Source organism: Paenibacillus sp. FSL R7-0272, from assembly GCF_037969905.1.
Taxonomy (GTDB): domain Bacteria; phylum Bacillota; class Bacilli; order Paenibacillales; family Paenibacillaceae; genus Paenibacillus; species Paenibacillus polysaccharolyticus.
This window is the reverse complement of record NZ_CP150221.1, coordinates 778,507-793,064: the sequence shown is the minus strand read 5'-3', so window position 1 is coordinate 793,064 and position 14,558 is coordinate 778,507. Positions and strand designations below refer to the sequence as shown.

General features: G+C 46.1%; 13 protein-coding genes. 8 read left to right on the top strand and 5 right to left on the bottom strand.

What is annotated here, in order from left to right:
• Nucleotides 1-63: 63 nt before the first annotated feature.
• Nucleotides 64-1,368, bottom strand: a complete 1,305-nt coding sequence (locus MKY23_RS03605; protein ID WP_339835306.1) for a polysaccharide deacetylase family protein — start codon at nucleotides 1,366-1,368, stop codon at nucleotides 64-66.
• Nucleotides 1,369-1,620: 252 nt separating this feature from the next.
• Here MKY23_RS03605 and MKY23_RS03600 point away from each other — a divergent pair, with 252 nt between their 5' ends.
• The 6 genes from MKY23_RS03600 (at nucleotide 1,621) to MKY23_RS03575 (ending at nucleotide 7,707) form a co-directional block, all read left to right on the top strand.
• A complete protein-coding gene (locus tag MKY23_RS03600; protein ID WP_154960367.1) occupies nucleotides 1,621-2,277 on the top strand; it encodes a DedA family protein in 657 nt (218 codons plus the stop codon).
• Nucleotides 2,278-2,451: 174 nt separating this feature from the next.
• Complete coding sequence (locus MKY23_RS03595) at nucleotides 2,452-3,966, top strand: spore germination protein (RefSeq protein ID WP_339835301.1); 1,515 nt, start codon at nucleotides 2,452-2,454, stop codon at nucleotides 3,964-3,966.
• A gap of 20 nt (nucleotides 3,967-3,986) precedes the next feature.
• Nucleotides 3,987-5,186 (top strand): Ger(x)C family spore germination protein, encoded by a 1,200-nt coding sequence (locus tag MKY23_RS03590; protein WP_154960369.1) that lies wholly within the window; start codon nucleotides 3,987-3,989, stop codon nucleotides 5,184-5,186.
• 6 nt (nucleotides 5,187-5,192) lie between these two features.
• Nucleotides 5,193-5,429 (top strand): hypothetical protein, encoded by a 237-nt coding sequence (locus MKY23_RS03585; RefSeq protein ID WP_154960370.1) that lies wholly within the window; start codon nucleotides 5,193-5,195, stop codon nucleotides 5,427-5,429.
• Between the two features lie 19 nt (nucleotides 5,430-5,448).
• Complete coding sequence (locus tag MKY23_RS03580; RefSeq protein WP_154985744.1) at nucleotides 5,449-6,558, top strand: endospore germination permease; 1,110 nt, start codon at nucleotides 5,449-5,451, stop codon at nucleotides 6,556-6,558.
• 24 nt (nucleotides 6,559-6,582) lie between these two features.
• Nucleotides 6,583-7,707, top strand: a complete 1,125-nt coding sequence (locus tag MKY23_RS03575; RefSeq protein WP_251511510.1) for an endospore germination permease — start codon at nucleotides 6,583-6,585, stop codon at nucleotides 7,705-7,707.
• Nucleotides 7,708-7,820: 113 nt separating this feature from the next.
• Here MKY23_RS03575 and bcp read toward each other — a convergent pair whose 3' ends face one another.
• From bcp to MKY23_RS03555, 4 genes are all read right to left on the bottom strand, one after another.
• Nucleotides 7,821-8,285, bottom strand: a complete 465-nt coding sequence (gene bcp, locus MKY23_RS03570) for a thioredoxin-dependent thiol peroxidase (RefSeq protein ID WP_339835293.1) — start codon at nucleotides 8,283-8,285, stop codon at nucleotides 7,821-7,823.
• Nucleotides 8,286-8,356: 71 nt separating this feature from the next.
• Nucleotides 8,357-9,142: an ABC-2 family transporter protein gene (locus tag MKY23_RS03565; protein WP_339835290.1), complete on the bottom strand. Its 786-nt coding sequence runs from the start codon at nucleotides 9,140-9,142 to the stop codon at nucleotides 8,357-8,359.
• 4 nt (nucleotides 9,143-9,146) lie between these two features.
• On the bottom strand, nucleotides 9,147-9,941 hold the full coding sequence (locus MKY23_RS03560; protein ID WP_090924537.1) for an ABC-2 family transporter protein: 795 nt from the start codon (nucleotides 9,939-9,941) through the stop codon (nucleotides 9,147-9,149).
• A gap of 1 nt (nucleotide 9,942) precedes the next feature.
• Complete coding sequence (locus MKY23_RS03555; RefSeq protein WP_154985748.1) at nucleotides 9,943-10,989, bottom strand: ATP-binding cassette domain-containing protein; 1,047 nt, start codon at nucleotides 10,987-10,989, stop codon at nucleotides 9,943-9,945.
• Nucleotides 10,990-11,216: 227 nt separating this feature from the next.
• Between MKY23_RS03555 and MKY23_RS03550 the strand changes: the two genes are divergently transcribed.
• Together MKY23_RS03550 and MKY23_RS03545 are read left to right on the top strand one after the other, a co-directional pair.
• Nucleotides 11,217-12,257 (top strand): LCP family protein, encoded by a 1,041-nt coding sequence (locus MKY23_RS03550; RefSeq protein WP_221791408.1) that lies wholly within the window; start codon nucleotides 11,217-11,219, stop codon nucleotides 12,255-12,257.
• Nucleotides 12,258-12,593: 336 nt separating this feature from the next.
• On the top strand, nucleotides 12,594-13,910 hold the full coding sequence (locus tag MKY23_RS03545; RefSeq protein ID WP_145336195.1) for a glutamate-1-semialdehyde 2,1-aminomutase: 1,317 nt from the start codon (nucleotides 12,594-12,596) through the stop codon (nucleotides 13,908-13,910).
• The last annotated feature ends 648 nt before the right edge of the window (nucleotides 13,911-14,558 follow it).

Genomic DNA, 14,558 nt, shown 5'->3' with positions numbered 1-14,558 from the left:
CATAATCTATGATTCATTGTTGCCCGGAAGTAGAGAGAATAGTCAGATGAACTGCTGTTTCTTTCAAATTATGCTATAAAAATGTCCATGCTCCATAGACGTCCAAGGTGGCTCCACAGTGATTACCCACTCACTGTCCTTGGATTGGACTGTATACTGCTTTGCTCCAAGCTGCTCTATCAAATCACCTGCTGATACCCAGATCGTGCCTTCACGGCTCTCCATCACAGCTTGAACCGTCAGGCCATCCTGATTATGCAATCGTTTGGACGTCAATGTACCCATCGCCGGATTAATTTGGACTATGCGATCCTTCCACCATGTGGTTGCAGTACCTGAGGTTTGATCCCAGCTTATACTGCCTCCCAGCTTGTTCATATAACTTCGCAAGGGAACCATTATCGTCTGGTCTTTGAAGCGATATTCATTCGGCTTGAGTTCGACGGTCATATATCCCAATTCAATTTTGAGCGGTTTGGCTACGATCCATTGCGCAGCGTTTGTGTTTACATGTTTGGCAATCCAGCTAGCAGATGGAGACTGGCGAACCTTATATTTCACCGCAGGTTTGACCTGGAAATGAACAGGTTTGTCTGAAGCCTGCATCACTTCAAAACGATACCCCTGCTGTTTGTAGTATTGAATGATATCCGGCAGTGCCTTTACTGTCTCGGCATGCGCACCTCCATCATGCATCAGCACAACAGCAGAAGACATTCCTGCTGGCACATCAGTTGCACGAGCGACGATGGCGCTAGCGGGCACATTTCTCCGCTTGGAATCACCGCTGTCTACGTTCCAGTCCATGACAGCGTATCCTCCCTTTTTCAACAGATCAAAATACGTATGGTCAAAATGTCCGTATGTTCCACCAGGCGCTCTGACAAGTGCAGGGCGAAAGCCTACAATGTTGTTAATGATATCTTCCGTGCGCTTAATCTGCTGCCAGAACGTTTCAAAGTTCCGGTACAACTCGTTATATTCATGGTTATATGTATGATTGCCGAGGGCATGTCCTTCACTTACGATTCGTTTGATCATTCCCGGCATACGTTCTGCATGCTCTCCCAGCACATAAAAAGTAGCAGGAACATCCTCATCGCGTAAAATATTCAATACCTCAGACGTATGTTTGCCCGGGCCATCGTCAAAGCTCAAATAGACAACCTTGTCTGATGTTTTACTTTTCCCCGCTGCTGCGGCAGACGGCACGCTTGCTCCGAACATATCTGTCAGCAGTAATGTAGCGAGAGTGAACCATATCGATAAACACATCCACATACGTACCTTCCCACAGGAACGAGTTGAAGTTTGCTGCTCCATAAGTTGCCCATTTCGTTGCATCATTTCGTGAGATTCCTGCGCCATTTGTAATTCACCCTCCAGCACTCTATTGAATTTGCTGATAGACTTCAGCAGATTTGTTAGAATTATATGGAGGCAGATCGCAAAAAAGACATCATTTTATCTATTATTTTGCAACAAATAACCTTGGCTTCGATATGGGATTATTGATTCTTAATCAGCAATTCGGTAGCATTAGGAAATAACGAACATGAAACGGGCAACCATCTACTTCTAAAGCCTGATTCATATGACACCATCAGGAGTGTGAATCTATTGGAATTACTTGAGAAGGTCCAGCAGCTATTTGGGTCTTACGGATACAGTGTATTGTTCTTCGGCCTGCTACTGGAGTTTATTGCACTTCCCTTCCCAGGCGAAACGACGATGGCATATGCGGGTTATTTGTCCTACAGAGGTCAGCTTGATTTCGGTACACTTGTCGTCTTAGCGTTTCTCGGGACAACGATTGGCATGACTATTACGTATTTCATCGGAGCCAAAGCCGGTCTACCTTTTATTGTGAAGTATGGAAGATGGTTTTTACTTAAACCGGACAAGCTGGACAAAACGCAAAAATGGTTTGCTAAGTATGGATACGGTCTGATTTTTATCGGATATTTCATTCCCGGTGTTCGTCATTTCACAGGGTATTTCTCTGGTATTGCTGCGATTCCGTTTCGCAAATTCGCCCTATATGCTTACTCTGGAGCCTTGTTCTGGGTTGTGTTATTCCTTGGGATCGGTAAGGTGTTCGGTCCTAGCTGGAGCGCTGTATTCACACTCGCCCATCAATATACAGCATACATTCTTGCCCTAGTTGCATTGCTTGTGATTGCTGGCATCGTCTATCGTTACCGCAACGCCTTGTTCGCTCGTTCCCGTCGCAAGCATTCCCCTGCTCGTCAGCGTCAAAAACAAAATGCGGACTAATGATGAGTCCATCTCCCCTTTATAAATATAGAAGCCGTGAACATACGGCTTCTTTTTGTTTGCTTTTATTGGGATATGAAGACCAAATATCCTTTCATTCATATTTTTTTCATAAACTAAAACACTCCCGGTCATACTACTTGCAAATAAAGGATGTTTGAGGGGGAGAAATGGATGGCTACAGATACTCAAATTGCACACGAAACGCATGCCATTCATCCGAATCTGGCTGATAATATTGCTTATTGCAAAAAGATGATGGGAAATAGCAATGACTTGATGATTCGTCCATTACAAAGCCTGCACAAATGGCCTTCGATGCTGTTATACATTGATGGGCTCGTCGATACGCAGTTGATCAATCAGGCTGTCCTGCAACCCTTGATGCAAGAGCGCAACCTGCCTGATTTCTCAGCGGACAATGAACACCTGAGTTACCTTCAGAACGATGTTCTTACCGCTAGCGAAGTACTGTTCATTGATGACATGGATGATGTGTTGAAAGCGATGCTGGCCGGTGAAGCCATTCTGCTGCTGGATGGCTCTACTCGGGGACTCAAAATCGGCGCTGCCGGTTGGGAAGACCGTCCTGTAGGTGAACCCGTTTCCCAGACCGTTGTGCGTGGTCCAATGGAAGGTTTTACGGAAAACTTGCGTACGAATACCGCACTGATTCGCAAGCGGATTCGTGATCCGCAACTCTGGATTGAGGAGCGGGAGATTGGACGTGTAACCAAAACCCGAGTGGCTGTCGTATATCTGGAACATACCGTCAATGAAGATGTCGTTGATGAGCTTCGCAGACGATTGGGTGAGATTGATATCGACAGTATTCTGGAGAGCGGGTACATCGAAGAACTTATTCAGGACAAAACCACGACAATCTTTCCGACAGTTTACAATAGCGAACGTCCAGATACGGTTTCTGCAGCACTGCTCGAAGGACGTGTTGCTATCATTATAGACGGTACACCCTTTGTACTGCTTGTGCCTGCATTATTCATGCACTTTTTTCAATCTCCTGAAGATTATTATCAGCGTGCTGACATCAGCTCTCTTGTTCGCTTGCTACGCTATTTATCGTTTCTGATCGCCATGCTAGCTCCATCCTTTTATATCGCTATTTCGACATTTCATCAGGAGATGTTACCAACCACCTTGTTGATCAGTCTGGCTGCACAGCGTGAAGGTGTGCCTTTTCCAGCCTTTATAGAAGCCGTTCTAATGGAACTGACCTACGAAATTTTGCGAGAAGCAGGCATTCGAATTCCGAGAACGGTCGGACAGGCCGTATCCATCGTAGGCACACTTGTTATCGGGCAGGCCGCGGTAGAGGCAGGCGTTGTGTCTGCAGCGATGGTTATTATTGTTTCTATCACGGCTATTTCCAGCTATGTCATTCCTGAGAACGGATTATCTATTTCGGTTCGTATTTTGCGTTTTATTCTGATGATGGCAGCGGCAGCGTTTGGTTTCTATGGCATTCTGATTCTGCTGCTCATTACGCTGACTCACCTTTGCAGCTTGCGCTCTTTTGGGATCTCTTACATGTCTCCTTTTGCGCCCTTCATTCAGAATGATCTGAAAGATACGCTGTTCCGTGTTCCCTGGTCACATATGAGAACTCGCCCATTATCCAACGGTACTCCAAACGTAACGAGACAAAAAAGAGGAAAAACCAAACGTTAGTGAAGGCAGGAGAAAAGGTTATGATGAAATGTTTACGTATCATGCTATCCCTCATCGTCATACTGCCGTTACTAAGCGGGTGTTGGGATCGCCAGGAGCTGAATCAGCTCGGGATTATGCTGGGTCTGGGTGTAGATCGAGACGGTGACCAGATCAGGGTTAGTGCACAGGTTGTTGTGCCTCGTGAAGTCGCCAAAGGTCAAGGCGGCAATGGAACACCCGTTACCCAATATCAAGCCAGCGCTCGTACACTGCTGGAGGCTATTCAGAAGCTTACCCAGACAAGCCCTCGTGCCATTTTTATGGCTCATATCCGGGTGTTGGTTTTCGGAGAAGAATTTGCACGTAAAAACGGTATATATGATGTGATCGAAGCTCTTTTGAGAGAGCCTGACGTGCGTCCGGACTATTATGTAATGATAGCTCGTAAAACAACGGCCTCTAACATTTTGAACGTACTCACACCACTAGAAAATCTTCCGTCAGAAAAGCTGTTCAATGCACTCGATATTTCTGCTAAAAGCTGGGCTCCAACGACAACCGTGACCAGTGACAAGCTGATGCAGTATATTCTCACACCCAGCATGTCCCCTGTTATTACTGGTATTGAGCTTATTGGAGATCAAGAGACAAGCGGTGAGACCAAAAATGTCCAGAGTATCGAACCTCCGGCTACTCTTCAATTCGCTGGTCTCAGCGTGTTTCAAAAAGACAAACTGATCGGTTGGCTGAATCAGGATGACTCTAAAGGCTACAACTATATTCGTGACAACGTGAAAACAACGATTGGCCCCACCCAATGTCCAAAAGGGGGTTATGTCACACTAAAAACATTGCGTACCTCCACGGATCACAAAGTCAAAATGGTGCGGGGCGAACCTCAAATTAGTCTGAAAGTGAACACGGTCTCTGTCATTGGTTCCGTAGATTGTGAGATGGAGATCGGTTCAATGGAGGCCATTCAGCAATTGGAACAACTGGCACAGGATCGGATTATCGAACTGATGAAAGGTACGGTGAGTCTCGTTCGCAGTAAATATAAAGTGGACATCTTCGGTTTTGGACAAGACATCTATCACAAGTACCCCAAAATTTACAAAAGAGAAGAAAAGAACTGGGACAAGTACTTTCAAAATTTAGACGTCACATATGAAGCAAACGTACAGATCCGTCGTATAGGGACGTTGGATAATTCATTTAATAAAAAAGCCAAGGAGTGAGCACTCTTGCTGCTAACGATTGCAGTTGTCATTGTCGGGTGCCTGATGGGGGTGATTGATCTACCCAAGTTATGGAGAAAGAAGGAATGGAAAGAAGTCACCGTCTATTCCTGTTTACTGCTGACAAGCATCTTTTTTGGTATTGTCGCGGTGAATCTATGGGAGTTTCCAAGCCCGCTATACATTATCATCTGGATTTACAAACCCGTGAATCAATTACTGGCCTATATTACAGGGAGTTAGCCAAAAGGGAGTTGACAACATGCTGGAACAAGGTCGCCTTGGCATTAGACAATTATGTATCTTGACCATTTTGATCATTGCCGGTGACATGATGATGATCTACCCCTCGGTTATCGCAACCTTTTCGGGGCAAAATGCTTGGCTTTATGCTTTTATCGGTGTTCCTCTTGGCATGGGGTTGATGTATCTTTTCGTCAAACTTGCAGACACGTATCCCAATGAAAATTTGATAGGCGTATTTCGCAAAATCCTTGGATTTTGGCCAGGTACGGTGTTAGCCCTGTTCTACCTGATGTATTTTATTTTTAGCTCTGCAGCACAATCACGGGTCGTTGGTGATTTCATGACCAGTCAGATTTTTTTGTATACCCCCATTCGGGCTGTACTTCTGATTTTTCTCATTCCCATCGGTTGGGCACTGTATAACGGACTAGAAAGCATTGGACGAAGCAGTGAAATTCTCGTGCCCATCATTACTATTTTTATGTTTGTTTTAGTGGTCTTTTTGTTGCCCGAGGTACAATTAAACCAACTTGTACCCTTTACGGACACCACCTTCAGCCAGTTTACGCATGGGATTGTGATCGGTTTTATCTATCCGGTTGGTGAAGCCCTTCCCATTCTGATGATCCTCCCCTATGCAAATCAACAAGCCCATCGTACTCGTGATCTTATGATATCTGCCGGATTTGGCAATCTGCTCATGGCTATTCTGGTGACGATCTCCATGCTGGTTATGGGACTTTTTCTTACACAGCACACGATCTTTGGTTCATTTGTATTATCCCAAAAAATCAATATAGCCAACTTCTTTCAACGAATTGAAGTGCTCATGGCATCGTCCTGGCTGATATCCACCTATTTTAAATCCACCGTTTATCTGTATGCCTTTGTTCTTGGTATCGCTGAACTTTTTCGCCTTAAGAGCTACCATTTTCTCATTCTGCCATCCGTACTGATCGTATATGCGCTATCTAACCTTTTGACACCCAATATCGTTTTTTTTAACACAACGGTCATTCCCTATTGGCTGGAGTGGGATTTAACGGTGAGTCTGATCTTACCTGTCCTGCTGTTAATCATTCATCAAATCAAGTCCAAATTATCATTTAATAAAGGCAGAACTTAAAGATAATCGAAGGAGGTACAGATCATGCTCATCAAAGAGAGACTTACCGTGCGGCAATTTGCAGTCCTTGCCTTTATGGGCATGATTGGAGATATGATGCTAATCTACCCGACATTACTTACTTACTCTGGAAGACAGGATGCCTGGATTTGCTCGATCGTCTCCCAAGGTATCGGCATGTCGATCTTATGGCTTTCCTATAAGCTGCATCAAGCTTACCCCGGACTTACACTCATCGAGATCTGTTCCAAAGCACTTGGTAAATGGATAGGTGCAATTTTGGCTGCCGCATATCTGTTTTATTTTCTGATGGGTTCAGCTATATGTATCCGTGAAGTTGGAGATTTTATGACAACTCAGGTTTATCTCCATACCCCCATTCGGGCTATCATTCTTCTTTTTGTTATAACCCTAGGTTGGTCCGCACTGAAAGGATTGGGCACGTTCGGTAAAATGGCAGAGATTCTGGCCCCCTTTGTTATGATCAGTTTGATTATCCTAATGCTTTGTTTGCTTCCCAAAATGGAAGTAGCGAACATCCAGCCTTTCTTTGATACTCCCCTGTTTTCATTTATAAGCGGGAGCGTTCGAGGGGCTACAGCTTCATATGGAGAACTCATTATCATCACCATGATTTACCCCTATATCACTCACGGTGTGCATAAGCGGCGAGACCTATTATTAGCCGCATTACTTGCAGGAATCATGCTAACCCTCATACTCCTTACCTCGCTACTTGTACTTGGGGCTGAACTGACTCAGCATAATATTTATGTATCGTATATTCTTGCACAAAAGATTAACATTGGCGGCTTCGTTCAACGAATCGAAGCCATCTCTTCGACAGCTTGGCTTGTGTCTACCTACTTTAAAACTTCGCTATACACGTTTGGATTCATTCTTGGACTTGCACAACTGTGTCGTCTCAAATCTTACCAGCCGTTAATTCTGCCAACGATGCTCTTATTATTCGGTATGGCTATTGTTATTTCGCCGGATGTCCTCTTCTACACCCTCGGCATCATGTACGCCTGGTTCAATTGGGATTTTACGGTCAGTATTGTCATTCCTGCTTTCCTACTACTGATTCAGCTTATGAAAAATCGATTTAAACAACGTAATAATGCAGGTACTCTTTCGCAGAAATAAACAGGCTACATCTCAATGGGAGTGGTGTCCATAGATGTAGCCTGTTTATTATTTTTGACCATACACACTTCGTGCATCGCTCGTTTTATTTTCACAGGATCGTAACCGACGAATTACAGCCCTTTTACCGTGTCCAGCGCCTCTTCAATGTGCCCTTTTACACGCACCTTCGTCCATTGCTTGATCAGCTTGCCCTCTTCATCCAGCAGGAAAGTGGAACGCACAATGCCCATGTACTCCTTGCCGTACATCTTCTTCAGCTGCCATGCACCAAACTGCTCGGCAACCGTGTGTTCCTCATCCGATAACAGGATGAAAGGCAATCCGTATTTGGCAATAAACTTATCATGTTGCTTCATCGGATCAGTGCTGATCCCCAGGATGACTGTATTCAGCCCTTGAAAATCCTCATGTCGATCCCGAAAATCACAGGCTTGTTGCGTGCAAGACGAGGTCATATCTTTCGGATAAAAGTAAATCAGAACTCGCTTGCCGCGAAAATCAGACAGCTTCACAGACTCCCCCGTGCTTGATGGCAGTTCAAAATCCGGAACTTGTACACCTTCTGTTAAAGTCATTTTCATGTCCTCCTTGGAATTCAAGTTATATGATCCTTCAGATTTGCGTGAAGTAATCCTGTAAGCAGGGGTCAAGACCCCGCTCCCCGATACCGCTTCACACCGAAGTTCCACAGGGTAAGCCCAATCGTTGCAAAGACTAGCCCCATGACCGGAGTGAGCAAAGCCATCCGATGCATCTCTGCTCGCTCTAGGAACAGCGCTGCCGGATAAATGCCGACAAAGGCAAACGGGATAATCCAGGTGAGCAGTACCTGAATGGCTCTGTTATAGATTGTTACCGGGTAACGTCCATATCCTTGAATATTGTACATCAGCGGTAAAATTCCTGTCGGCGCATCGGAGTAAAAGGATAGTGACGTCAATGTAGTATAGATACCCGCATAGATTAGCACTGAACTTAATGCCAGTATCATCAATGCAGGGATGTGCCACCATTCCAGTACGAGCCCCATCTCTGCTCCACTGATGGTCATAATGATTAACCCGATGAACGAACCTACGAGAGAGGGCGGGTCTACATTTTCCAGCAGAATCTGAAACAGGTTGTGTGCCGGTCTTGTCAGAATGCGATCCATCTCACCTTTGACAATATAACGCTCGCTGAATCCCCACAGGTTGATAAAACAGCTAAAAATGCCGTATGGCACCATAAAGTACCCGTAAACAAATAATACTTCCGCTTCACTCCAACCGCCGAGGTTGTCCGTATGCCGGAAAACGACAAAGATAAAGATCAGATTGGTCGCCTGAAACAGCAGATCCGAGATAATCTCTACCCAGAAGTCGGCGCGGTACGTCAGACGTGTCTTCATGTAATTTTTCAGATATTCCCAGATTAGACCCATATAGTACATTCGCTTATCCCCCTTGCACGAACAGACGCTTGCGAGCCTGCCGCCAGATCAGCACCATGGGTATGAGAAGCAGGACAAACCAGAGCACCTGAATCCCGAGCACATTCCAGATGCCTGTACCTTCCACCCTGCCAGTGAAAACCGAGCCGGGCAGATATGTGATCGCCTGAAACGGCAATACTTTCATGATTGTGGACAACCAGTCCGGATACAAACTGATTGGAATGATCAGGCCCGAGAACAGATCGACGACCACACGTTTCATGCGCATCATACCTTCGTTATTTTCCACAAAAAACGCGGCCAGTCCCGTAATGACATTAATCTGGGAATTGATGATGAAACTGAAGAACAACATAACGAGAAAACCGATCCATGCCGAAGGCGCTGTTGGCAGTTCCACCGGGAACAGCAGGATGGCAATGATCATGCCCGGAATCATGAGCAGTAAGAAACGGAATATGCCTTCGCCGAGCCCCTGCATCATTTTGACCATCACATAGTTAATTGGCCTTATAAACTGAATCGCAATGGAGCCATCCCGAATGTCGGCGGCAATCTCCCGGTCCAGATTGTTAAAATAAAACGCACGCGCCATCCAAGAGACAGCAACATACGTTGTCATCTGTGCTGCTGTGAAACCGCCGATCTCTCCGCTGCTTCCATAAATAGCTTGCCACGTAAAGTAATACACGCCAATATTCAGCGTATATATCAAAATGCCGGAATAATAATTCACTCGATACGCGAGCATCGTCAGAAAACGAATACGCATGAAATCGATAAATGCACTGTTCATCTTAGGTAGCACCTACCGCTTCTTTATCTGCCGACACAATCTCCGGGCGCTCAGCCGAACCGGACTGGTAGATACTACGCACAATCTCATCCGTGTTGGTCTCAATGATCTGAATATCCGTAATATCTGCCTGACCGACCACACGTGCCAGCACATCCGAAACGTTCAGTTCCAGCGGAATCCACACGGAGGCCGACAATTCGTTCTCCACGGTCCACCGCACAGGCATCGCCGCTGTCCATTCCTGCATCTGAGTCATCGTGTGACCTGTACCAAATTTGAACCGAACCTCACGCTCTGTGCCCCATTGGGACTTGAGGTGATCCAGACCTCCATCATAGATGATGCTTCCTGCATCCAGCATGATGACACGTGAACATAAAGCTTCAATATCTTGCAAGTCATGAGTAGTAAGCAAAATGGTAGTACCATGCTGCTGATTCATGTCTTTCAGAAATTCGCGGATTTCCGACTTCACCACGATATCCAGACCTATGGTCGGCTCATCCAGGAACACAATGCCTGGATTGTGCAGTAAAGCCGCCACCAGTTCACAGCGCATCCGCTGACCGAGACTAAGTTTGCGCACCGGGCGACTCAGCAACTCCTGTAATTGCAAACGCTCAACGAGCTCGTCCAGCCGTTTACGGAAGTCCTGCTCCCCAACACGATATACTTTGCGTAGGAGATGAAAAGATTCAATGACACCGATATCCCACCATAACTGGCTACGTTGTCCAAACACTACACCAATATTTTTGACAAACTTCTCCCGTTCCTGATACGGAACATACCCACCTACCGATAAATGCCCGGATGTAGGCACCAAAATGCCGGTCAACATCTTGATCGTTGTTGATTTGCCGGCACCGTTCTCTCCAATATATCCGCAGATTTCACCTTGCGGTATCTGAAATGAAATATCATTCACAGCCAATACTTCCTGGTATTGACGTTTGAACAGATCCTGAAACGCGCCCTTCAGCCCACCGCGGCTTTTCTGGACGTTAAACGACTTTCGCAAATCTTTTACATCAATCGCCAGCATGTTTATACCTCACTTGGATTTTGTTGAAATTGCTTGTAGCCCAAAAAGAAATTATAATAGTAACAGTCAAAATTCAGCAAGCTTTAAAAATAGTTCGAAGTGGCCTCCTCTGCCTTGAGGTCTGGAGGGAAGGCGAACGGAAAGCTTCGACTTATACGCAAACTCAACGCAACTTTACATGTACTGAAATCGTTTATTTTTTATCTCAAATACAAAGGAGCGCTAGCATGACCAGAAAGACGAAGAGAACCCTATGGATCTCTCTTGCCGCCTTCGTGTTAATTGTTGGAGGGGCAGTGGCCTACTATTTCGGTTCTATTCTTAATCAGTTGGATGGATTGCAGAAGAAAGGCGAGGATTCGCCATTTGCCAATATTGAAAATGTAGAGAAAGTGAAGACACCCGACCCTCCGAAATGGGAAGGTACCGAGACCGTGAACATATTGGTTATGGGTGTTGATGCCCGTGGTCTGAAAAAGGGTGAAGTGCCACGTTCCGACAGCATGATGGTGGTATCACTTGACCCGCTGACCAAAAAGATTAACCTGTTCTCCATTTTGCGTGACACGTACATTAACATTGATGGATATGGTAAGGATCGCATTAACACCGCGATTACCCACGGCCCGAACGTAGCGATGGAAGCCGCAAGTGACTTGCTCGGTATCCCTGTTCAATATTATGTGTATACCGATTTCCAGGGATTCATCAAACTGGTTGACGCGGTTGGCGGTGTAGACTTTGATGTCGAGAAGGACATGCATTATACAAGTAAAGCCGACAATAACGAGTATGATATTGATCTGAAAAAAGGCTACCAGCATCTCGACGGCAAAACAGCCTTGATGTATGTTCGTTTCCGTCATGATGCGATGTCTGACTTCGCCCGTTCGGAACGTCAGCGGGAGTTGCTCAAAGCCGTGACCGCAAAAATGCAATCCACGACAACCATTGCCAAACTGCCTTCCATCCTGGAAGAAGTCAGCCCATTTGTGGATACCAATCTTACCCTTTCCGACATGTGGAAACTGGGGGGACTTGGTTACCAAAGCAGTATGAATGGCAGTGAGCAGGTTCCACCAATGAACCTGTTGAAAGAGGAACGCACACCAGGCGGTGCACAAGTTTTGTCCGTAACCAGTGAAGAAAAACTGAAACAACATGTTCAGGACATCATTCATCCACCAGCACAGACAGAAGACCAAAAAGCCAAGGAAGACAAAACGGCTAGCGGTAATGATAAAAACACACAGCAACCGGCAGAGTAATTGAGCTCGTGATATGAAGCAGTATTTGTGCTTTTAGGCAAAGGTATCGATTTGAGCTTTTAGGTTTGAGCTAACTTGGTAAATAGTTGGATGGCTAAAACATCAATCTAATACAGCAGTAAAAGTCACCCTACACGGTTACTCGATAATAGTACTCGCAGCCTGTGACTATAAAATAAACCGTTTATACCATAGCGATGATCTCATTCATTCTCAGAAGGGCAGCCGACATGCTGCCCTTTCGCTATGCCTGTACGCCAAAGTATGCGAAAATAATCATAGCATGTCATTGTTTTGCCGGTTTAAACTATTGGAATCACGAAAGGAAGTTATCTCATGAATACACGTACGAACTCGGAGTTGTTATATACAGAAGCCCTGGAGCATATTGTAGGCGGTGTAAACAGCCCTTCTCGCTCATTCAAAGCGGTGGGCGGCGGGGCACCCGTTTTTATGAAAAAAGCGCAAGGTGCTCACTTCTGGGATGTTGACGACAACAAATATATCGATTACCTCGCGGCATACGGTCCAATTGTGACTGGACATGCCCACCCTCATATTACGAAAGCCATTACGGAAGCTGCTGCGAATGGTGTTCTGTACGGTACGCCGACGGAGCTTGAGATCAAGCTTGCCAAAATGCTCAAAGAAGCGATCCCTTCCATGGACAAGGTTCGCTTTGTGAACTCCGGTACAGAGGCCGTGATGACGACGATTCGCGTCGCTCGGGCATATACGAAACGAAATAAAATCGTGAAGTTTGCCGGATGTTATCATGGTCACTCCGATCTCGTACTGGTCGCTGCAGGCTCAGGCCCGTCTACGCTTGGCATTCCCGACAGTGCAGGTATTCCGACCAGTATTGCTCATGAAGTCATTACCGTTCCATACAACGACCTGGATGGTCTGAAGGAAGCGCTCGAACGTTGGGGTGACGATGTAGCCGCGGTTATGGTAGAGCCGATCGTTGGTAACTTCGGTATGGTTATGCCAGAGCCAGGCTTCCTGGAAGGTCTCTGTGCAATGACACGCGCGAACGGTTCACTTGTTATTTATGACGAGGTTATTACCGCTTTCCGTTTCCACTACGGTTCCACTCAGACGTATGCCGGATTGGACAATCATGCGGAGATTGAACCTGACCTTACTGCACTTGGGAAAATCATTGGCGGCGGCTTGCCGATCGGTGCCTACGGCGGACGTAAACATGTCATGGAGCAGGTTGCTCCACTCGGCCCGGCCTATCAGGCCGGAACGATGGCAGGCAATCCGGCATCAATCTCGGCGGGTATCGCTTGTCTTGAAGTCCTGCAAGGTGCTGGCGTATATGAAGAAATGGAACGTCTCGCCATCGATCTGACTACTGGCTTGCAAGCTTCCGCGGACCGTCATGGCATTGATCTGACGATCAACCGCATTCGTGGCGCGTTCTCCACGCATTTCTGCAATCATCCGGTGACGAATTATGATCATGCACAAGACACGGACGGCGAACGCTTCGCGTCCTTCTTCCGCCACATGTTAAACCGTGGCATCAATCTGGCTCCTTCGAAGTATGAAGCTTGGTTCCTGACCACCGCTCATACGGACGAAGACATTGCTGTCACGCTCGAAGCGGCTGAAGCTTCTTTTAAAGCAATGGCACAGGAGTAAGAGTTGGAGCCATCAGGCAGCCTACAGAGTAAGCGTTGAGCTCTGGAAATAGTACATTGGGTAAAGCGCAGAGTGATGGAGTAGTACATCAGGAAGCGTAAAAGTACATGGTGTAGTACTGTCGGTTTGAGTATAGCGTATGCGTATATTACTGGGTAGTTCATGGCATTAATGCTGAGCCTTCGAGTAGCGGATAGAGTATCGGTAGGACTGAGAAATGGCGAAAAGAGTAGCGACAAAGAAACGAAGCCTAGCCCTTTAGGCTAGGCTTTTTTTATGCTGGAAACTGGAAAAGGTGTCAATCTGGATACACACCTCGCCGCTGATCAACCAAACATAACCGCTTTAATTCGCACTTGGTTCACAGTCGGCTAACACTCTCACTCTAACTTTGACTCGCACGTTGAATTGCTAATCGGTCAGCACTCTCGCTATTCAACCTGGTGGGCATACTATTCACCATATCATGCCCCTCCATGCTGCCGAAATTTCTAACGATCACAGGAAACCTTATTTCCCGCTTTTTGATCAGTTTTGAAATCTAACGATCACAGGAGACGTTATTTTGCAAAATGGAGCCAAATTCCCCCCTCAAAGGGCCATTTTGGACGAAATAGCGTCGCTGGGGATCGTTAGAATATACCTAGG